The 20,789-nt window shown below is 47.8% G+C and carries 16 protein-coding genes and 2 pseudogenes; 7 read left to right on the forward strand and 11 right to left on the reverse strand.

All coding sequences use genetic code 11. From position 1 onward, the window contains the following. The 6 genes and pseudogenes from ACFO6X_RS00300 to ACFO6X_RS00325 form a co-directional block, all read left to right on the forward strand. Positions 1–1,283, forward strand: a pseudogene (locus ACFO6X_RS00300) (heme utilization protein); the annotation flags it as partial. Between the two features lie 148 nt (positions 1,284–1,431). Beyond that, positions 1,432–3,162: an O-linked N-acetylglucosamine transferase, SPINDLY family protein gene (locus tag ACFO6X_RS00305; protein ID WP_382428899.1), complete on the forward strand. Its 1,731-nt coding sequence runs from the start codon at positions 1,432–1,434 to the stop codon at positions 3,160–3,162. A gap of 14 nt (positions 3,163–3,176) precedes the next feature. Continuing rightward, the gene (locus ACFO6X_RS00310; protein ID WP_382428901.1) at positions 3,177–3,674 is read left to right on the forward strand and encodes an acyltransferase; all 498 of its coding nucleotides are present in this window, start codon (positions 3,177–3,179) and stop codon (positions 3,672–3,674) included. Then, positions 3,646–4,059 (forward strand): sugar 3,4-ketoisomerase, encoded by a 414-nt coding sequence (locus tag ACFO6X_RS00315; RefSeq protein ID WP_382428903.1) that lies wholly within the window; start codon positions 3,646–3,648, stop codon positions 4,057–4,059. Before ACFO6X_RS00310 ends, ACFO6X_RS00315 begins: the two co-directional genes overlap by 29 nt. After that, positions 4,056–5,147, forward strand: a complete 1,092-nt coding sequence (locus ACFO6X_RS00320) for a DegT/DnrJ/EryC1/StrS family aminotransferase (RefSeq protein ID WP_382428905.1) — start codon at positions 4,056–4,058, stop codon at positions 5,145–5,147. The genes ACFO6X_RS00315 and ACFO6X_RS00320 overlap by 4 nt, the downstream gene beginning before the upstream one ends. A 61-nt stretch (positions 5,148–5,208) precedes the next feature. After that, complete coding sequence (locus ACFO6X_RS00325) at positions 5,209–6,120, forward strand: hypothetical protein (RefSeq protein ID WP_382428907.1); 912 nt, start codon at positions 5,209–5,211, stop codon at positions 6,118–6,120. A 17-nt stretch (positions 6,121–6,137) separates the two neighbouring features. On the opposite strand, the gene ACFO6X_RS00330 is transcribed toward ACFO6X_RS00325, so the two are convergent. The 11 genes from ACFO6X_RS00330 to ACFO6X_RS00380 are packed head-to-tail and all read right to left on the reverse strand — an operon-like array spanning position 6,138 to position 19,516. After that, complete coding sequence (locus ACFO6X_RS00330) at positions 6,138–7,682, reverse strand: glycosyltransferase (RefSeq protein WP_382428909.1); 1,545 nt, start codon at positions 7,680–7,682, stop codon at positions 6,138–6,140. A 32-nt stretch (positions 7,683–7,714) separates the two neighbouring features. Beyond that, on the reverse strand, positions 7,715–8,617 hold the full coding sequence (locus tag ACFO6X_RS00335) for a transketolase family protein (RefSeq protein ID WP_382428911.1): 903 nt from the start codon (positions 8,615–8,617) through the stop codon (positions 7,715–7,717). An 8-nt stretch (positions 8,618–8,625) separates the two neighbouring features. Beyond that, on the reverse strand, positions 8,626–9,426 hold the full coding sequence (locus ACFO6X_RS00340) for a transketolase (RefSeq protein ID WP_382428913.1): 801 nt from the start codon (positions 9,424–9,426) through the stop codon (positions 8,626–8,628). Further along, a complete protein-coding gene (locus ACFO6X_RS00345; protein WP_382428915.1) occupies positions 9,419–10,366 on the reverse strand; it encodes an FkbM family methyltransferase in 948 nt (315 codons plus the stop codon). Before ACFO6X_RS00345 ends, ACFO6X_RS00340 begins: the two co-directional genes overlap by 8 nt. After that, the gene (locus tag ACFO6X_RS00350) at positions 10,363–11,430 is read right to left on the reverse strand and encodes an NAD-dependent epimerase/dehydratase family protein (RefSeq protein WP_382428917.1); all 1,068 of its coding nucleotides are present in this window, start codon (positions 11,428–11,430) and stop codon (positions 10,363–10,365) included. Before ACFO6X_RS00350 ends, ACFO6X_RS00345 begins: the two co-directional genes overlap by 4 nt. Further along, positions 11,430–12,752 carry a lipopolysaccharide biosynthesis protein RfbH gene (rfbH, locus tag ACFO6X_RS00355; RefSeq protein WP_382428919.1) on the reverse strand — a complete coding sequence of 441 codons (1,323 nt, stop codon included), beginning with the start codon at positions 12,750–12,752 and terminating at the stop codon, positions 11,430–11,432. Before rfbH ends, ACFO6X_RS00350 begins: the two co-directional genes overlap by 1 nt. An 8-nt stretch (positions 12,753–12,760) precedes the next feature. After that, a complete protein-coding gene (rfbG, locus tag ACFO6X_RS00360; RefSeq protein WP_382428921.1) occupies positions 12,761–13,837 on the reverse strand; it encodes a CDP-glucose 4,6-dehydratase in 1,077 nt (358 codons plus the stop codon). Then, complete coding sequence (rfbF, locus tag ACFO6X_RS00365; protein WP_382428923.1) at positions 13,834–14,610, reverse strand: glucose-1-phosphate cytidylyltransferase; 777 nt, start codon at positions 14,608–14,610, stop codon at positions 13,834–13,836. Before rfbF ends, rfbG begins: the two co-directional genes overlap by 4 nt. Continuing rightward, positions 14,607–15,974, reverse strand: coding sequence for a methyltransferase domain-containing protein (locus ACFO6X_RS00370; RefSeq protein WP_382428925.1), 1,368 nt, complete (start codon positions 15,972–15,974; stop codon positions 14,607–14,609). The genes rfbF and ACFO6X_RS00370 overlap by 4 nt, the downstream gene beginning before the upstream one ends. 33 nt (positions 15,975–16,007) lie before the next feature. Next, positions 16,008–17,336, reverse strand: coding sequence for an HlyD family type I secretion periplasmic adaptor subunit (locus ACFO6X_RS00375; RefSeq protein WP_382428927.1), 1,329 nt, complete (start codon positions 17,334–17,336; stop codon positions 16,008–16,010). 32 nt (positions 17,337–17,368) lie between these two features. Next, positions 17,369–19,516, reverse strand: a complete 2,148-nt coding sequence (locus ACFO6X_RS00380) for a peptidase domain-containing ABC transporter (RefSeq protein WP_382428929.1) — start codon at positions 19,514–19,516, stop codon at positions 17,369–17,371. A 299-nt stretch (positions 19,517–19,815) separates the two neighbouring features. Here ACFO6X_RS00380 and ACFO6X_RS00385 point away from each other — a divergent pair. Next, a pseudogene (locus tag ACFO6X_RS00385) lies at positions 19,816–20,789 on the forward strand (iron-regulated protein frpC); the annotation flags it as partial.

Consider the following 20,789-nt stretch of genomic DNA (forward strand, 5'->3'; position numbering starts at 1 on the left):
TGCAAATCGTGGCGCTGGGCAGCGACCAAGTGAAGGCGCTGACCACGGGTCAAATCGCGGCGCTGAGCAGCAACCAACTGCGGGCCTTGCAAACGCAAGACTTTGCGGCCTTGGGCACAGGCCAGCTGGCCGCTTTGAACTCGGTACAAGCGCCGGGCCTGACGACAGGCCAGTTTGTTACCTTGGATACGGCAGAAATCAGCAAACTCACGACCGCCTTTGTGCGGGCGCTGACCACTGCCACCATCAAAGCCCTTGCAACGGATCAGGTGTCAGGCTTGACTACAGGTCAGATCAAAAATCTGACCACGGCCCAAGTAGCCAGCTTAAGCACTGGAGCCATTGGGGCACTCAGTCCAGGTCAACATGCGGCTATGAGTACGGTGGGTATGACATCCATACAAACTGCCGCATTCACCAGCATGGCTTCGCCATTGGTGTTGGATCTGAATGGTGACGGTGTGCGCACAGTGGCGGTGGCACAAGGCGTGCAGTTTGCTTTGGGCACTGACGGTCTGCTGCGCCAAACCGGCTGGGTATCGTCTGATGATGGTCTGCTTGTGCGTGACCTGAATAAGGATGGCTCTATCAGTGACGGTCGTGAACTGTTTGGTACTGCCACTGAACTTAGCCCCGGTGTGACGGCGGTCGATGGGTTTGTCGCATTGCGCGCCCTCGACAGCAATGGCGATGGTCGCATTTCGTCAGAAGATGCCGCCTTTGCTGAGTTGGCTGTCTGGAAGGACACTGACGGCAATGGTCAAACAGGTGCTGGTGAGTTGCTCAGTCTGCAAGAGGCAGGAGTGGCTGCGCTGCATCTGGATGCCCAAGCATCTACACAAACCGATAACGGCAACTTGTTGGGCTTGGTATCGTCGTATGAAACCACTGATGGCACCCAGCGTGATTTGGTAGACGTCTGGTTTAGCCAAGGGGCCGTGGCCGATGACAGCTTGCGTAGCTCTGTCAGTGGTCTCACAGAATCCTTGGGCAGCTACCTCGAAGGTGGTAGCGGCAGCAGTGCGACAGCAGCCTTGGAGTTGCCACGGCGCAACGGTGCAGCAGAGGAACTGGTCGGTGTGGTACCACAGGCCAATCCAGTGTCTGCGTCCTCATCGTTGCTCACCCCATTGGCAAATTACTACCAACGATCCATTGCTTCGACCGGATCGGGCGTTGACATGGGTACCAATCTGGTGGGGTCATTGTCTGGGCCGGGGATGCAGCAACCTTCGTTGTTGCAGGCATTGGCCTCGACAGAAACGCTCAAGGGTAGCAAGTAAGCTGCTCTCTGAGCGATGAAGTCAGCTACACCCACAGAGTAGCTGGCATATCACGGGCCGTTTCTTGAGAGGGACGGCCCGTTTTTCATGGTATTTTTCTTGGCAGTGATGGCCTATGTCTGTATCTTCGCTTCCTCTCCATGACTTGATGGCCCAAGCCGATGCCCTGCAACAGCAAAAGCAGCCCGAGCAGGCCATTGCCCTGTACCAACATTGGTTGTTGGGACAGACCGATCCTTTGCGCTTGGTGGCATGGTTTAACTTGGGGGTATTGTTGGCCAGTGCAGGTCGTACCTCAGAAGCCCAAGCCGCTTACCAAGAAGCTTTGCAACTCAACCCGCAGTTTTTGCAAGCACGGCTTAATCTGGGGCACCAATTGGAAAGCCAGGGGGCAGTCGCCGAAGCCATCGCCCAGTGGCAGTTGGTTTTGCAAAGCCTAGAGCAGACCGCACAACCAGAACAAGCCCTGCAACTGCATGCCCTGAACAACTTAGGTCGAATTCTAGAATCCGAACGTCGTTTTGAAGAAGCTGCACAGTATTTGGCCCAAAGCCTAGAAATTGATCCTGAGCAGTCTGCACCATTGCAGCATTACATCCATATTCGGCAGAAACAATGCGCTTGGCCCATTTATCAACCGTTGGGTGTCATTGGTGTCAACCAGCAGTTGTTGTCTACCTCGGCATTGGCCGCCCTGGCACTGCACGATGATCCGGCAGTGCAATTGTTGGCCGCGCGTGAATTTGTCCATGCCAAGGTACGGGCCACCGTGCCTCGGCGCTCAGCTCGGCAACGTGCTCCCAGCGAGCGAATTCGCATTGGTTACCTCTCTGGTGACTTGTGTATGCACGCTGTTGGCTTATTGACGGTAGAGTTGTTTGAACTGCACGACCGTGAAAAATTTGAAGTTTTCGGTTTTTGTTGGTCGCGTGAAGACGGCTCCCCATTGCGTGAGCGTATTATCCGGGCCTTTGATCATCATATCCGTATTGGACATTTAGATGATGAAGCTGCAGCACAATTGATTGCTGCTTGTGGCATTGATATTTTGGTTGATTTGCAAGGGCTAACCTCTGGGGCACGGCCTAATATTTTGGCCCAGCGTCCAGCATCGGTACAAGTGAGTTACTTGGGTTTGCCGGCTACCTGTGGTATGCCTGCTATAGATTATATTCTGGCCGATCCATTTGTTTTTCCGCCAGAGCTCGAACCTTTTATGACTGAAAAACCTTTGCGAGTACCGCATTGCTATCAGGTCAGCGATCGTCAGCGCAGTGTTGGGCCAGCTCTATCCCGTGCAGATTGTGGCTTGCCGGAAGATAAAGTGGTATTTGCCTCCTTCAATAACAATTATAAATTTACACAAGAAGTAGTGGCAACATGGATGAGGATTCTGCAACGTGTCCCAGAAAGTGTATTGTGGCTACTGGCTGATAATAATTGGGCTGAGCAAAATATCAGAAAAGAAGCACAGCGTCATGGTATTGAAGTAGAAAGGTTGATTTTTTCTGGTCGTGCTATGCCACAAGAATATATGGCGCGTTTGCAACTGCCAGATTTGTTCTTAGATACCCATCCTTATAATGCAGGCACCACCGCCAATGATATTTTATGGATGGGGACGCCTATCTTAACTTATTCTGGGCGTAGCTATATATCTCGTATGTGTGGCAGCCTGTTAACAGCGGCAGGACTGCCAGATTTAATCACTTATAGTTTGGCTGAATACGAAGAAAAAGCGGTGCAATTAGGTAGCAATCCACGTCGACTGGCAAGCTATCGACGCTATTTGCAAGAATATCGATTGGAAAGCAATTTATTTAACATACCAAAATTGGTGGAAGACATAGAAAAGTCTTTTATTCTGATCGCAAATTAAATTTTGGTGTTATTTTGAATAATAAATTCATTCATCATTTGGCTGATGTTCAGACCTTGGATATAGGTACTGGAACACGCATTTGGCAATTTGTGGTTATTCTTTTGGGGGCAAAAATTGGAAGCGAATGTAATATTTGTTCCCATTGTTTGATTGAATCCGACGTTGTTGTGGGAGATCGTGTCACTATAAAAAGTGGCGTTCAACTCTGGAACGGATTGCGTGTTGGTGATGATGTTTTTATTGGCCCCAATGTCACCTTTACAAATGATAAATACCCTCGTAGTGGTAATAAATCATTCAAGCTTTTGCCTATAGTGATAGAGAATAATGTTTCAATTGGTGCTGGAGCTACTATTTTGCCAGGCATCCATATTGGCGAAGGGGCTATAGTAGGTGCAGGGGCTGTAGTGACGAAAAATGTACCACCTCAATCCTTGGTAATCGGAAATCCAGCAAGAATAGTTAATGCAAAGGAAAATGATGAGCTTAGATCACTGCAAAATCATTAATTTGCCAAAAATATCTGACCCAAGAGGCAATTTAACTTTCATTGAGGGTGGTAATCACATCCCTTTCGATATTCAGCGTGTTTATTATCTCTATGATGTTCCTGGCGGTGCAGAGCGTGGTGGTCATGCACATAAAAATTTACATCAATTGATCATTGCAATGTCTGGTAGTTTTGATGTGGTTTTAGATGATGGAGGCCAAAAAAAACGTTATCATTTAAATCGTTCCTATCAAGGGTTATATGTGTGCTCTATGATATGGCGCGAGTTGGATAACTTTTCTTCTGGATCTGTTTGTATGGTTCTTGCTTCTAATAAATACGATGAAGACGACTACTACAGAAATTATTCAGAATTTTTATTGGCAAAAGGAATTGACCAATGATTCAATTTTTGGATATCAAGCGATTGAATGCTCCTTATGATACCGAAATACGTACAGCAATTGCACAGGTACTAGATTCCGGTTGGTATGTTCTGGGGAAACAAGTTGCTGCCTTTGAACAAGAATTTGCAAGTTATTGTGAGGTGAAGCATTGTATTGGGGTAGCGAATGGGCTAGATGCACTGCATTTGATACTTCGTGCTTATGGTATAGGCCCAGGTGATGAAGTCATTGTTCCCGCTAACACATTTATTGCCACTTGGTTAGCAGTCACCCATGCTGGCGCGATACCTGTGCCTGTAGAGCCAGAAGAGTTTACCCATAATATTGATCCTTCATTGATCGAAGCAGCAATTACGAAGCAAACTAAAGCCATTATTGCTGTTCATTTGTATGGGCAACCAGCAAATATGGATGCTATTCGTGCCATAGCGAGTAAAAATAAAATCTATGTGATTGAGGATGCGGCACAAGCACATGGTGCTCGTTATCATGGTACAAGAGTAGGAGGCTTGGGAGATGCAGCCGGATTTAGTTTTTACCCCGGAAAAAATTTAGGCGCTTTGGGTGATGGTGGTGCGATTACGACCAATGATGACCAGTTGGCTAATGCGTTAAGAAAATTACGTAACTATGGTTCTGTTATTAAATATCACCATGAAGTTACGGGGTTTAATTCCAGATTAGATGAGATTCAAGCTGCTATATTGCGAGTTAAATTGCAATATTTAGATAAAGATAATATATTGCGCCGTCAGGTGGCTGCAATGTATTTGAATAAATTACAAGATGCAGACATAATATTGCCCAAAGTATTGGATGGTGTTGAACCTGTATGGCACCTTATGGTGATCCGTAGTGAGCAACGTTCGCGCTTACAAGCAGCATTGACGGAGGCAAATATTGGCCATTTAGTACATTATCCTATTGCATGCCATCAACAAGCAGCTTATGCAGAAAATACGTGGCCAAAATTAGAGCTATCTGAGAAATTGCAAAATCAAGTGTTAAGTTTGCCAATAGCACCTTATCTGAGTGAAAATGAGGTTGATATGGTGGCAAATGTGATTAGAAAAAATTTATCTTGAATTTATGTCAATTACCACACTTATTCCTGCTTATAAATTTCAATATTGCTTGGAATTATTGATGGCCTTGCGCCACCAAACGATCAAACCAGAAAAGATCATCTTTTCGGATGATAGTCCTAACCAAGATTTTTTTAATTTCTTATCTCAGGAGCCTATTAGAACTTTGGTGGCTGATTTGAATGTGCAGGTAGTGCATGGGCCACGTAAAGGAGCATGGAATAATTTTAGAAATTTAATTGATATATATTGTCAGCAGGGTGAAAATAAAACTGAATTTTTTCACATACTCTTAGATGATGATATCATCTACCCAAGATTTTATGAGCGGCATTTAGAAGCACATCGTCTAGGGCACCTGTCGTGTGTGGTCAGTCGCCGTTGGACAGCATTGGAATCGGGTCAGCCAATTAGTGACAATTTGCCTGTGCCAGAGGCAGTAGCAAATTATCCATACAGCATGATTATGCTGAACTCTGCTATATTGTTCTTGCACACTGTGGGAAATAATACCAATTGGTTGGGTGAATTTTCAAATGTTACATTTCGCGCCAGTGTTGCAGAAGAAATCATAGAATCTCAGATGGCTGGTATATCTTATGCTGGTTTGGAAGATTTGGGTGCATTTTTAAAATCATCGTTGCATGCACCTGTAGGGTATGTTAAAGAGTTTTTAGGTGCATTTCGGACAAGTGCCCAGCAGCATTCAGCAGATCCAATGGGAAAACCTCTGAAATCTGCTTTTTTGGCTTATATTGCGTTGGCAATTGCTGCACGTAATATAGGGCAATTGACAAAAGATCAGAGTGCGCAGGCTATATTAAAGGTTGCAGCTTTCATATTACAGCACTATAGTGAAGAAAAAGATATGCAGGAATTTTGCCGAGTCATGCATGAATTCTTAGCATCTAGTGCTATTGCAGAACGTGACTTCCTTGCAGTTTGGAGTGATTTTTCTAAGAGTGTTTGGTGATTTTATGCGCAGTTATGTCAGGAAGCTGATAGTTGCTTGAGTATTGTATCAACGGAATCAGATGTTATTTCTGTATAGAGAAGTGCTGATCCTAGATTGATGATTTTTTCGTCGGTTAACTTTGAAAAATCAAAAGAAGCTAGTTTTTCAATAATGGCGTGATCAAAGCGATATTTAATGATAGTGGCCGGATTTCCAGCAACTATTGCATAAGGAGGCACATCTTTGGTCACTATACTCCCTGCAGCAACCACTGCTCCTTGCCCGATAGTAACGCCTGAAAGTATCAAAGCATCAGCACCAATCCATACATCATCACCAATATTAATGGGGCCTTTGGTTTGTGCTTCGAGATTTCCAAAATATTTGGTTTTAAATGGAAAAGTTGAAATGCCTGTATGTGGATGGTTGCCACCTAATAAGAATCGAACATTATCAGCGATAGAGACAAAATTACCTATCGTGAGAGCTTCCTGTGGATTGCCGAAAGACCATATGTTCAATCCTCCATAACTCCGTCGTCCAACCTTGATTTTATCAAGAATTGGAATTCCTTTTAAATTTAAAATGGTCTCATTGTGTGGGTTCAATAAACGCCATTGTTCCTCTAGTGATGAAGGTGTTTCGGTAGGTTTGTTTGTAGATGCAATAGAGCCAGATATCAAGAAATTTTGTAGATATTCTTCAAGTGCCTTGTAAAAATAAAGATCATCTTTATAATCAATCATGTGCTCGAAAAAATTGCTCTTGTCAAAATTGTTTCCAGAGTCAAAAAAGTAGGGCAGTGTGTGATTAATTAATATGTCACGTTTTTCATTGTCATAAATGGTTTGACTTAGCAAGTTGATTGAGACATACTTTTTTAATATGGCAAGATAATTTTTGCCGAAAACTTCAGCAATGTTGTAACCGCTTTTCTTGCCTGTAGGTTGCCCAGAAAAGTAGTTTTGATAAAAAACAATGGCTCGCTTGTTACTCGCGATTTGATCAAAAATAATATGTGTTTGGATTAGTCTTGAGGAGGCGTGTTCTAAAATGTTGGGGATTTTTAAGAAATCCTCTTTCCATAAGCCAAAGCCACCAATCCATGTGGAAAAGAACGAAACTGATTGAACAAATTCGTCTAATCCATTGCAAATTCTGAATAATTCACCTGATATTTTATTCCCATTTGTGAAAAAAATAACGGGTCGTTCATTTTGAGTGGCTTGTATAATTTTTAATATTTCTGCTAGGCTACCATCGAGAAACATTAAGTTGTCATTGTGAAGCTTAAGGTATTTTCCTTTCCCGTAAGCTAGTGCAGCCTGAAAATTGGCTTCTGGGCCAACATTTTCTGGATGACAAAAGTAGGTTATTTTTTCGGGAAATTGACTCCGATATGCTTCTACAATCACTGCTGTGTCATCGGTAGAGCAATTGTCTGTCACCACAATTTCAAAATCATTCGATTCCAAAAAAACTTGTTGTGATGTAATGCTCCTCAATGTGGCATCAAGGTACTCACCACGATTAAAAGTTGGAATGCAAATAGAGATAAATGGTTCTGAATAGTGAGTCATATTTAAAAATAATATTTTATTAAAGATGTGCCCTATTTTTTCTTGGGAACCAATCCACCATATTGATTAAGTAGGGTTTGTGAGCCCACTAAATTGCAAACGTCTGCTGATAAGCTATAAATATCTAATTTGGTTAAGGATTCTTTGTGTGTGACTACGGATTCCATGAGCCAAGAACCAAAACCTCCATCCATTAAATGATCTTCTACAGACTCAACAGCAGAGAATGGATGAAACTGTGCTGCTTGCATTGATTTGTTAGACATGCCCCAGAGGGGCAATGAGTGAACGCTATGATTTTTATAAGGGGTGTTTTTTAACCATTCTGCTGCAATGGCTAAGGTGGCACCAGTGGTTAAGAATGTGGATGGTTTTTCAATAGCTTCTTTAGCTTGAATAACACTTAACCATCTTCCAGGATGAATTGTCGGTACTTGTGTATGAAAGCAAGGCTCACCCGCTTTGCCTAAACGCAGATAAGATGGCTGTGGATTCTGAATTAAATAGCGCATGCATGCCCGGACTTCCATCGGATCGCCTGGTGCTGCAATCAGCATATTTGGAAAAGATCGCATTAAGGCATAATCTTGAACTGCATGATGCGAGTAGCCTAAAGCACCGTAAGCTAATCCACCACCCACAGAAACTACGGTGACTGGTAGCTGGTGATAATCAATGTCGTTGCGAATTTGCTCTGCACAACGGAAGGTTGGGAAGTTGGCAATAGAGTAGGTAAATACATGATAGCCTTCTGATGCCATGCCGGCTGCTAGGCCTGTCATATTCTGTTCGGCTACGCCTGCATTGATAAATCTATCTGGGAATGAATCAGCAAATGGCTCTACCACCGAATAACCTAAATCACCCACTATGAGAGCAATATGTGGATGTTGATGGGCCAGATAAACTAATTCTTCGATGAAGGCATTGCGCATGATGATTCTTATTGCAATTCAGTCAAGGCTTGCGCCAGTTGGTCAATGTTGGGTGTACGGTAATGCCATTCCACTTTATTTTCCATATAACTGACGCCTTTTCCTTTGGTTGTATGGGCAATTAGTATGGATGGCTTGCCTTTTTGCCAAGGCGTGTTATTGAGTGCATCTATCAGTGCGCCATGGTTATGACCATCTACTTCGCGCACACTCCAGCCAAAAGCAGTTAATTTATCATGCAGTGGTTCTATGCCGAGTGTATCGGCTACAGTAGTAAGGCTTTGCAGTTTGTTGTAATCAATAATGGCTACTAAATTGTCTAAGTGATGGTGGGCTGCAAATAGCATCGCTTCCCAATTACTGCCTTCGGCTAATTCGCCATCGCTCAATAGTACAAAAGTTCTCCATGGAGCACGCCTGCGTTGCGCTATTAACGCCTTTCCTGTGCCAAAGGGTAAACCGTGTCCTAGTGAGCCAGTAGAAAATTCCACACCAGGGACTTTATGGCTTATATGGTTCATTAAAACAGAATTTTCTTGACCGTATGTCAACAAATCCTCAGTTTTTAAAAAACCACATTCTGCCAATGCTGCATATACAGCGACACAAGCATGCCCTTTGCTAAGGATAAATCTATCACGATCAATGAAGTTAGGCTCTGCTGGATTTATGTGCAATACTTTCCCATAAAGTACTGCCACAATATCAGAGATAGATAAAGCACTGGCAATATGTGAGGCCTTGGCGCGATGCACCATGTGCAGTGCATGGATGCGGATATGGCGAGCGAGTTCTATGGTATCAGTCACAACAGAGAGTCATCAGATTTTGAATGATGTCAGCGTGCTTGTGGCTGTGCAGAAAAGCATAGTTGGTTTCACGCGTATGGTCAGTGACTTCAGTAATACGGTGTATGCCTGTATCACCTACAGCAAAGCATTGATAGTCTAAATCAGCAAAAAAAGACAACATATCGTTAGGGTGGTAACCAAACGGCTTAGACCATTTACGCAATAGTTCGGCAAAAACCATAGGTTGGTATTGGGTTAAAGTGCTGCATCCACCCCGAAACACTAAAAGTTCAGCCCCTTCAACATCGCATTTGATAAAATCTGGCGCCACTTTTTGGTTAGCCGTCCACTGATCAAGAGTCAACGTGAGGCCCACTACTTGCTGTGCATCTTGTGCATCAGCGACATTGAGCAAGGAGGCATTGGTACTTGCTGCAGGGGAAATATAAAAATTTACCGTACCACTGCTATCAGACAGGCCATAATTGAAGCAACTGATTTGTGAGCCTACTTGATTAGCTGCTACATTACGCTGTAAAAAGGCGTAACTGGTAGGCATAGGTTCAAAAGCATAAATATGTGCTTGGGCCAAGCGTTTGGCAAATCGGATGGCGTATAAACCAATATTGGCACCCACATCAAGGATAGTGCGAGCATTGGCTGCCAGCAAATCCATCACTTGGGTCTCAACGGGTTCGTAGTGGTTGAAGTTCATGACTTCTATCGGTGCTACCCGAGCTTCATTATCGGGACAATAAAGCCGGATACGCTCTTCGCCCAGCACAAATGAGACGCCATCTGCAGCAATTACAATCTCTTTGACATCAGTACTACGGGTAATGTCTACATATTCAAAAAGCGTTTTATGCCTTTGCAATGCAGCATGTATAAAATCCGGCTTGGACAGTGCCCCTGTTTGGAATTGTTGTTTTAATACCGCTAGTGTGGGGTTCATCATTTATAGGCCTCTATCATGCGCCGGAATCCGGTTTCGGGAGTGATTTGGGCAGTCCATCCTAAGGATTGGAGTTTTGTGACATCGGGTATCAGGCGGCTATAGGCGCTGGGAATATAACCTGGTGTTTGAGGTGTGTGGCGGCGATCGACCGCCAGTTGTTTCTCAGGATAAAGACCAACCAGCAACTCCGCTAGTTCCATGACGGAAAGTTCTCCTGCGGGGTTGGCTACGTTATAAGCTTGTGTGGGCGTACCTTGCAGGAGTATGCTAAAAAAACCACTAATGGCATCTGTGGCATAGCAAAAAGCCCGCCGTGCGCTGCCATCGCTGTGCATCACAATGTTTTCACCGCGCAGCACGTTAAATACAAAGTCAGCAAAAACACGTCCATCGTTGGCTTGTAAACCTGGCCCGTAGGTGTGAAATGGACGAGCGATAAAGGTTGGAATGCCATGCTGTTGGTGCCAGGCCAAACACATGGTTTCACCCATGCGCTTGCTTTCTGCATAACAGGCGCGAACTGTGGCTGGATCAACGCTGCCGTAGCTGGTTTCTGTCAGCGTGGTATCACCGATGACGCTACCGTAAACCTCAGAGCTGCTCACAAATAAGAAGCCCTGTGGTGTGGGACTTCGGCGCAGTGCCTCTAGCAGAGCGGCCGTGCCAATCGTGTTGGGCAGCAGCGTACCGATAGGGTCACTGCCGTAAAAGCGTGGACTGGCTTGGCTGGCAGCGTGCAGTACATAGTTGAGAGGCCCAGTGTCAGGGACTCCTAGGGTGTTCAAGTCCCAGACAAGCGGGCTAAAGTGTGGCGAGCTGAATAGATCAGAAAGACGGGTTTGGGCACGTTCAGCATTGCGTACCATACCAACCACCTGCACAGGTGCATCGACTTTGCCTAAAGCGTGTAAACCTAGCAGTGTGCGTGCTAAATACCCTCCCAAAAAGCCACCGGCACCCGTGACCAAGACTCGTGCGCCTGACAGTTGTTGCCACGGCAGATCTTGTGCTGCAATAGCTGCAACGTCAGCATCCCACGTTGCACGTAAAGCGGTACTGACCATCAAAAATGAACACCCAAATAGCTCTCGATTTTACGAGCAACAAATTCCAACATGTCTGGTGTGAGTGAAGGTTGTACGCCAATCCAGAAGGTGTTGTTCATAACATTGTCTGTGTTGACCAATGTTCCGCTAATACGGTAGTGAGCCCCAGCCATATAAGGTTGGCGGGTTAGGTTACCTGCAAAAAGAAGGCGTGTACCAATTTTGTTTTGGTCTAAATAGGTAAGCAAATCAATGCGAGAGACTGGGCAATTTTCTTTGAGCGTGATTGGAAAACCAAACCAAGAGGGGTCTGCATGTTCTGTGGCTTGGGGCAAATTGACAAACTCTTGGCAATCTTGGAGGCGCTCATGCAAAAATGCAAAATTGTCTTTGCGTGCTTGAATAAAGGCATTTGCCTTTTCTAACTGCGCGAGGCCACAAGCAGCCTGCATATCGGTAATTTTCAAGTTATAACCTAAATGGCTATAGGTATACTTGTGATCATACCCCTTGGGCAAATCCCCCAACTTTTGACAAAAGCGCCTGCCACAGGTGTTGTCTCGCCCTGGGGGGCAATAACAATCGCGGCCCCAATCCCGAAAGCTCTCGGCAATGGTTTTGAGCTCTTCGTTGTTGGTAAAAACGGCGCCGCCTTCTCCCATAGTGATATGGTGGGCTGGATAAAAGCTCAAGGTGGCAATATCACCAAAGGTTCCAACCATTTGTCCACGGTAGGTGGAGCCCAGTGCATCACAGCAATCTTCTACTAGCCAAAGGTTGTATTTTTTGCACAGGGCTGTGACTACATCCAAATTAAATGGATTGCCCAAAGAATGTGCCAACATGATGGCCTTGGTCTTGGGGCTAATCGCTGCTTCAATTTGACTGGCATCAATGTTATGGGTCAGTACATCCACATCCACAAACACGGGTACAGCACCAAATTGGAGGATAGGATTGACCGTAGTTGGAAAGCCAGCTGCTACGCCAATGACCTCATCGCCTTTTTGGATGGCCCGTGCGCCCAGCTTGGGGGAGGTTAAGGTGTTGAAAGCCACTAAGTTGGCTGATGAGCCAGAGTTGACCGTGATAAGGTGCTTGACGCCAATAAACGCAGCCAACTTCTTTTCAAACTCGGCGTTAAAGCGCCCAGTGGTCAACCAGCCATCCAGTGCCGCATCTACCATGTATTGCAGCTCTTGTGTACCTAGCAACTTGCCCGAAGGCGGCACAACGGTGGCTCCTGCCAGAAAAGGCTGTGGGCCCAGGGTGAGGGTGGCATATTCATTGACCAGTTGGGCAATTTGTCCGCGCAAAGCTTGGGTTTTGGCGTTGTCCATATTGTTGCTTAACTCTGTATTTGGGCTTGATAGCTTTGAATTTGTGCCAGCGTGGCAGCTCGCATATCAGTCCCGGCTTGGTGCTGACTTGCCCAGGCTACCGTTTGTTGCAGCGCCTGCGTCAAGCGCAAAACAGGATGCCACAAAAGCTGATTGCGGGCTTTAGAAATATCCAACTTCAGGTAATGGGCTTCATGGGGTTGTGGGCTTGGGTCGTGTGCCCACTGTGCCGTTGGCCCCCATAGCGTAGCCATTTGTTCCACAATCGCACCTACCGATTGGGCATCGTCATCACTGGGGCCAAAGTTCCAGCCTTGGCTGTAGCTGGGGCCATCGTGAAAGAGCTTTTCTGCCAAGCTGAGATAACCACGCAATGGCTCTAACACATGCTGCCAAGGGCGGATAGCGTGTGGGTTGCGAATATGCACGGGCTGGCCTTGTGTCCATGCCCGCAAGATGTCAGGCACTAACCGATCAGCAGACCAATCACCGCCACCAATCACATTGCCTGCACGGGCTGTAGCCAAGCCTACGCCGTGTCGTGCGTAGTCATTGGGGTTAAAAAAAGAACTACGGTAAGCGGCACAGACCAACTCGGCACAGCCCTTGCTGTTGCTGTAAGGGTCGTAGCCCCCCATAGGCTCGTTTTCTCGATAGCCCCAATCCCACTCGCGGTTTTCGTAGCATTTGTCGGTCGTAATAACCAATACTGCTTTCACACTGGGAATTTTACGCACGACCTCTAAAACATGAACCGTGCCCATCACATTGGTGGCGTAGGTTTCAACTGGATTTTGGTAGCTGTAGCGCACCAATGGCTGCGCTGCCATGTGGATGACCACTTCGGGTTGGGCTGGCACCATCACAGCTTCTAACGCTGCTAAATCACGAATATCACCCAAAAAAGAGTGCATGCCGTCAGCAACGCGCGCCTCGGTAAACAGGTTAGGCTGGGTGGATGGTGCAAGCGCAAACCCGGTTACTTGGGCTCCTGCATGTTGCAGCCACAATGACAGCCAACCTCCTTTAAAACCGGTGTGGCCGGTGAGAAAAACCCGCCGCCCCCGCCAAAACTCGGTGTTCATGACCACACTTTCCACGGCGCTTGGCCACTGCTCCAGAGCTGTTCCAAGTGGGTTTTATCGCGCAAAGTGTCCATCGGCTGCCAAAAACCTTGGTGCTGGTAAGCTGCCAATTGACCACGCTCAGCCAGATTTTCTAAAGGATCTTTTTCCCAAACGGTCTCATCGTTGGTAATTAAATCCAATACGGAGGGATGCAGTACAAAAAAACCACCATTGACCATGCTGCCATCGCCCTTGGGCTTTTCTTTGAAAGAGCGGACGCGGTGGTCGCTTTCAAGGTCGAGCGCACCAAACCGTGCTGGAGGATGGGTGGCGGTCAGTGTGGCTTGTAGCCCATGTTGTTGGTGAAAAGCCAGGAGTGCAGCGATATCTACATCTCCCACACCATCACCATAGGTCAGGCAAAAAGATTCATCCCCGTCCAAATAAGGTGCAACACGTTTGATACGCCCACCCGTCATGGTATTTTCCCCGGTATCCACCAAAGTGACTTTCCACGGTTCAGCATGGCGCTGGTGGACTTGCATACTATTGGTGTTCATGTCAAAGGTTACATCTGACATGTGCAAAAAGTAATTTGCAAAATACTCTTTGATTAAATAACCTTTGTAGCCACAACAAATGATGAAATCGTTGATTCCATAGTGAGAATAGATTTTCATGATATGCCATAAAATAGGCTTACCACCAATTTCTATCATGGGCTTGGGTTTTAAATGGGTTTCTTCGGAAATGCGTGTGCCTAAACCACCTGCAAGAATGACGGCTTTCATGATTGATCCACAGAAGAAGTTGCTTGAATAATGTATTGCAAAGGCAGAGCATCACTGACCGCTAATTCAGGATCTTGGCCCAGAGCTTCTGCCATGAAACGAATGGCAGGGGTTATTTTTTCAGTCAATGGATCATTCATCATGACAGCATGACCATGCGCGATTTGTAGCCCTGCTTGGGCAAACATCTCTAACATACTTGCCCGACTAAACCAGCGCAAATGGCTTCGATTTATCAATCCATTGTCTTCATATTTTAATTCGCCAGCATTGATTTTTGCCTGGATACCCCAATATTGACTATTGAAAATAGATGCAACGATCACTCCGTGGGGAGGCAAGATGTGGGATATTTTCTTTAGTAATGTCCACGGATCTTTTAGATTTTCAAGAGCACCATCAATCACCCAGCAATCTGTGGTGGAGAATTTTGAAAAAAATTCACTGCCAACAGAGTCGATATCAACCGTCAAAACCTTATCACAGTGCGATCGGCTTTTTTGTGCAGATTCTTCGTCGAAAGCAATAGATTGATAGAAGGATTGGGGATACAGATTTTTATAGGCTGCTGCCAATGCACCAGATTGGCAGCCAATTTCAGTGATGTGGCGGCAGTAATTTGGAATAACAGATAGCAAACTCTTATTATAATTCTCGAGATCAATCGGTGGATCGTTTGGTGAGCTTGTCTTTTGTTGTAGTTTTTCCATCCATTCTTCTAAATGGTAGCCGCCTGTTTTAAAAACAGTGCCTTGTCCTTTATGATCGATAAAAATTCTTGGATTGCCAGAAGAGATGTCGTTCATCACCCACGGAACATTTTTTAGCAGATTAGACATTCCACTATCGTGCAAGGCCAACATGGTTTCCGTCATGGGTGCACCATGCTTGATGGGTAAAGGCCATTGTTTTACCACCTCTATGTTGCAAAGCATGCAAATAGGATGTAAGTATTGGATGCCATCTGGAGATTCATCCACATTGAAGCCTTCACGGTTAATGCAGCCTACAGCACCAACGCCATACATATTGGGTTTTAATAGTTCTAGCAGATTTTCAATAAATCCTGCGCGAACAATTTCTATATCTGAGTCTAAAAAGAGGGTTGGCCCCGTAAGTGGTAAATTGTTAATGGCCCAAGCCATTCCTGGCCCGTGGTGGATGTTGTAGCCAAAAGCTGTCAAAAAGACATTATTGAATTTGGCAACAATTGTTTTGACTTTTGCTAAATTTTCTTCGTCAGATCCATCTATCACATAAAATGGATTGTGTGGATATTTTTCTCGAAATGTTGATAATAAATTATCAAGCAATTCTGGTGTGTTGTATGAGACCGTAATAACAGGAATGCTGGTGCTTGTCATTTTTATGGATGTATCTGTTAATAATCTAATAGCTTAAGGCTCTCGAATAGCTTCATCCAGCCCACGCATTACTGGGTACATGACATAAGACATCACGGTGCGCTTGCCTACCACAATTTCGGCACTCAGCGACATGCCCGGAATCAAGGGTGCATTTCGGGGTAAATTGCGCAATTCATTTTTTTGCAATGTGGCCCGGCCCAAATAGTAGGGGCTACTGGCTTGGCCACTCAGGTTGTCTTTGGTGAAAGCATCTTGGCCCAGTTTCTCTAAAGTGCCATGAATCAGGCCATGTTTTTGGAAGGGAAATGCATCTATCTTTAGTCGGACAGGGTCTTGCAGTTTCACATAGCCTACATCTTGGGCTGTGATTTGCATTTCAGCTTGCAACGTTTCGCCCAAGGGCACGAGGGTAATGAGTGGCTCGGCTTCTCGGATAATCGATCCGGTGGAGCGGGCGGCTACTTCTTGCACCACAGCATCGTGGGGGGCCGTCAGCTCAATCATGCGGCTGCGGCGTTCTACCTTTTTCAGTTGTTCGGCCACAGCATCGCGTTCGCGTCGCACAGTGACCAGTTCTTCGGTGGCCTTTTGTTGCCATTCTCGAATAAAAGCATCTTTTTCGGCTTCGGCTCCAGCCAGTTCTTTGCTCAGTTCAATACCCCGGTTGCGGGTGCTGATGAGTTCGCGCTCTACTTCTTGGCGGCGTTCGCGGCTTTCCAGCAGTTTCATGTTGGATTGGAATTGTTGCGCCGTGAGCTTTTCGTTCATGGCCTCAATATCACGCAGAGATTGCACCCGCGCCGTTAGGCTCTGTATGTCATGGCTGTTTGTCACCATGGCAGCCTTGGCGCGGTCGATGCTTTCATCCAAGCGCGACAGTCGGGCGCGGTAGCTGGCTAAGCGTTCGTTTTGTAAACGCCATTGCAATAGTTCGTCTGGATTTTGGCTGGCAGGAGGCGCGGTGGTGGAGCCGTTTTTGAGTCCTGCTTGCTCGCGCTCCATACGTTGCACTTGGGCTTCTAGGCTTTTGAAGCGGTCTTGTGATTGGGCTAAATCTGCATGGATGAAGGTGGGGTCTAGCACAGCCAGCACCTGCCCTTTTTGCACGATTTGTCCTGGCTGCACATGCAGCGTAGCAATTTGGGCAGTTTCTAGCGGTTGCAGTACCGTATTGGGTTGCGCCGTGACCAGTTTGCCCCGTGCAGTGACGATTTGATCGACTTCAAACACACTGGCCCAGACGATGGCTGCGACCATCAAGCCGAACAGGATATAGATGGTGGCCGACATGCCACCGGGTGGTGGCGTTTTTTCTAGGGCTTCGGCATCGGGCAAAAAAGCCACCGTCCAATCCCGCACGGCGGGGGAAGGGGGTGCGGGCGTGCTTGGGCTTACATGTGGCTGGTTTGTTGGTTCCATAGTTGTGTATAGGGTTCGCAACGGCCCAGCAGTGCATCGTGGCGGCCAGCATCGGCAAGACGGCCCCGTTCAAAAACAAAAATTTGATCCGAATGTACCAAGGTGGATAAGCGGTGGCTGACGATAATGACGGTACGCCCAGCCGCAATCCGGCCCAAATTGCGGATAAAAATGGCTTCGCTTTCGGGGTCTAGGGCGCTGGAGGCTTCATCCAAAATCAGAATGCGCGGCGCTGGTAGCAGTGCGCGGGCAATAGCCAAGCGTTGGCGTTGGCCGCCGGAGAGGTTAGAAGCGTTTTCTTCTAACAGGGTGTCGTAGCCTTGGGGCAGGCGCTCAATAAATTCATCGGCCCCAGCGGCTTGCGCAGCAGCCACAATCAGCTCGAAGCTGGCATCGGGGCGGGCCATAGCGATGTTCTCGCGTACTGTGCCCCGGAACATAAAGTTGTCTTGTAGCACCACGCCAATGCTGCGGCGCAGGTGGGCTAAGTCAATCTCGCGGATGTCGATGCCGTCAAAGCGAATTACCCCTTCTTGGACTGGATACAGACCTTGGATCAAACGGGTAAAGGTACTTTTGCCCGAGCCGCTGCGCCCAACCACGCCCACCACTGTGCCGGGCGTAATGTCCATTTGAATACGATCGAGGGCTGTCATGGCAGCACCCGGATAGCGAAAGGTGACACCATCAAGGCTGATTTGCCCTTTCAGGGTGGGGCGCAGGCCACCAGAGGATTTACGTTCGGGCGGGTGGTTCATCACTTCGCCCAACATCTTCACCGACAAGGCAGTTTCTTGGTATTGGTGTACCAAACCGACAATTTGCACCAATGGCCCCACCACGCGATTGGACAGCATCTGGAACGCAATCAAGCCACCCACCGTCAATTCCAAGCTGAACACATCCATGGCACCAATGGTGATGATGCTGACCATCATCAGCTTCTCTAGCAGGTTGGTGACCGTGGCAGCGGTGAGCGACATACGCCCCACACCAAAGTGCATTTGGATGGTGGTGGCGGTGCGTTGCTCCCAGACTTTGCGCTGTTTAGGCTCAATCGCCAGCGATTTGACAGTACGCATGCCGTGGATGGTCTCGATCAGCATGGATTGGCGCGTGCCTTCGGCGTTGTACAGGGCTTGTAAACGTCGATTGAAAGGGCGAATCAGTGCCAACACCACCAAGGCCATGAGCAGCGAAAAACCAAACACTACCAGTGCCAATTTGACGCTGTACGAGGCCAGCAACGGGATGAACAAAATCAGCCCAATGGAGTCTAGTGCCGTGAAGAACAGTTGCCCGGTCAGAAAGTTGCGAATCGACTGTACTTGCTGCATGTGCCGGGCAATCACCCCGGCGGTGTGGCTCTCAAAATAGTCGATCGGCAAGGCCAGCAGATGGCTGAAGGTGCGTTTGGACAGCCGCACATCGATCACATTGGTAGCGTGCAAGAGCAGGTACTGGCGGGCAAAACTGAAAATTGCCTCAAACAGCATGACGCCCACAATCGCTACAGCCAACACGGTGAGGGTGGAATAGCTTTGGTGTACCAAGACTTTGTCAATCACCAACTGCGAAAAGACGGGCATTCCCAGCCCCAGCAGTTGTAGCATGATGGCAGCGATTGCGATATCACGGAAGGCTTTGCGTTGGCGAAAAATCTCGGGGATGAACCAGCGCAGGCCAAACGGCTGGTCAGCATCTAACCATGCGTATTGGCGTTTGAGCAGCACCAAGGTGCCTGACCACAGAGGGGTTAATTCGGCCTCACTGAACAGTCGCACACGCCGGGACGGATCTTGTGGATCTAGTACGGCGACCTTGCGTTGTTGATCAGCAGGATCTGTCTCTACCCCGGCAATGATGAGTGAATGACCATCGTGCTTGCGTGCCAACATGGGAAACACGCCCTGAAACTGTACTAAGCTGCTCCAGTTGGTTTGTACGGTTTTGGCCTTCAAGCCAATGTCACCGGCCATGCGGCGCAGCAGAGCATCATCAGGTTCGCTGGCCGGCAAGGCATATTCATGGATCAGGCGCTCAGGCAGGGCCTGAATGCCGTGGTGCTGGGCAACCACCGTCAGACATTGCACGGTGGAGTGGCTATAGGCAACGCTCATGGCGGCTAATGTAGCCGAAAGTTTTAGTAGCTCAGCCCTATGGGAAAAATCACCGGGCAGTGATACCTAGACTTGTGGGATAAATAAAAGCGAACACTTCTGCACAGCCATTGACCATCTCAATCGATTCTCTGGTCTCTATACACCAACCAATCACATGGTTGGGTTGTTTATTGGGTAGTTTTTGTTTCTGTTGTATAAAGCAGAGTAATCTGCGTCTGTTTTTTACCCATTCTGCGCCAAGACTACCATGCTGTAGCCTTCGCCTGTGCGGAACCGCTTGTGCCTAGGGGGCTACCATGTCTTATATTTCCAACCTATCGACTGAGATACTTTCCACGTTCGGTGCTGCTGATATTCAGAGTTTGTCCACGGCACAGATCCAGGAGTTGAGTACGGTGCAGGTGCCTGTGCTGACATCTGCAGCGATTGCGGGCATGAGCACGGCACAGATCATGGCATTGGATCTGGTGGATTTTGCCGTGTTGACTTCGGTGCAGATTCCTGGGATTACCACCAGCCACTTGAGGGTGTTGAACAGTAGCCAAATTCGTGCTTTAAGTGCCGATGCCCTCCCTGGCCTGACTACATTGCAGGCGGCTAATTTAAGTACAACGCAAGTGCTGGCGTTGACCACTGATCAAGTGGCTGTGTTGGACGCAGAAGATGTGGCTAAGCTGGGTACGGCACAACTGCGTGTTTTGAGCAGCGCGCAGGTAGCGCAGCTGCACAGCGATGCCTTTGCGGCGCTGAGCACGGCGCAGGTGGGGGCCTTGAGCAGCGCCGGGGTGCTGGGCTTGACCACGGCCCAGCTGGCGACCTTGAGCACGGCCAATGTCACGGGCTTGAGCACGGCGCAGTTGCGCGCCTTGAGCAGCGCCCAAATCGCGGCCTTGGAGCCGGCGGACTTCAATGTGTTGGGCACGGGGCAGCTGGCGGGGCTGGGCAGCAACCAGGCCTTGGGCTTGACCACCAGCCAGTTGGCGACGCTGGAGTCGGGCAGCATTGCGCGCTTGAGCACCGCCTTTATCAAGGCGTTGGGCACGGGGGCGATTGCCTCCTTGGGCACGGCGCAGATTGTGGGGCTGAGCAGCGCGCAACTGGCCGCTTGGAGCAGCTCGGATCAAATCCGGGCGCTGGAGACACAGGATGTGGCGCAATTGACGACCGGCCAAATCCGGGGGCTGTCGACGCTGCAGTTGAGCTACCTCAGCAGTGACCAGTTGGCGGCCTTGAGCAGTGCGGGCACCAATGCGCTGAGCACCAGTGCGAT

The sequence above is a fragment of the Giesbergeria sinuosa genome, from assembly GCF_042652905.1.
GTDB lineage: Bacteria > Pseudomonadota > Gammaproteobacteria > Burkholderiales > Burkholderiaceae_C > Simplicispira > Simplicispira sinuosa.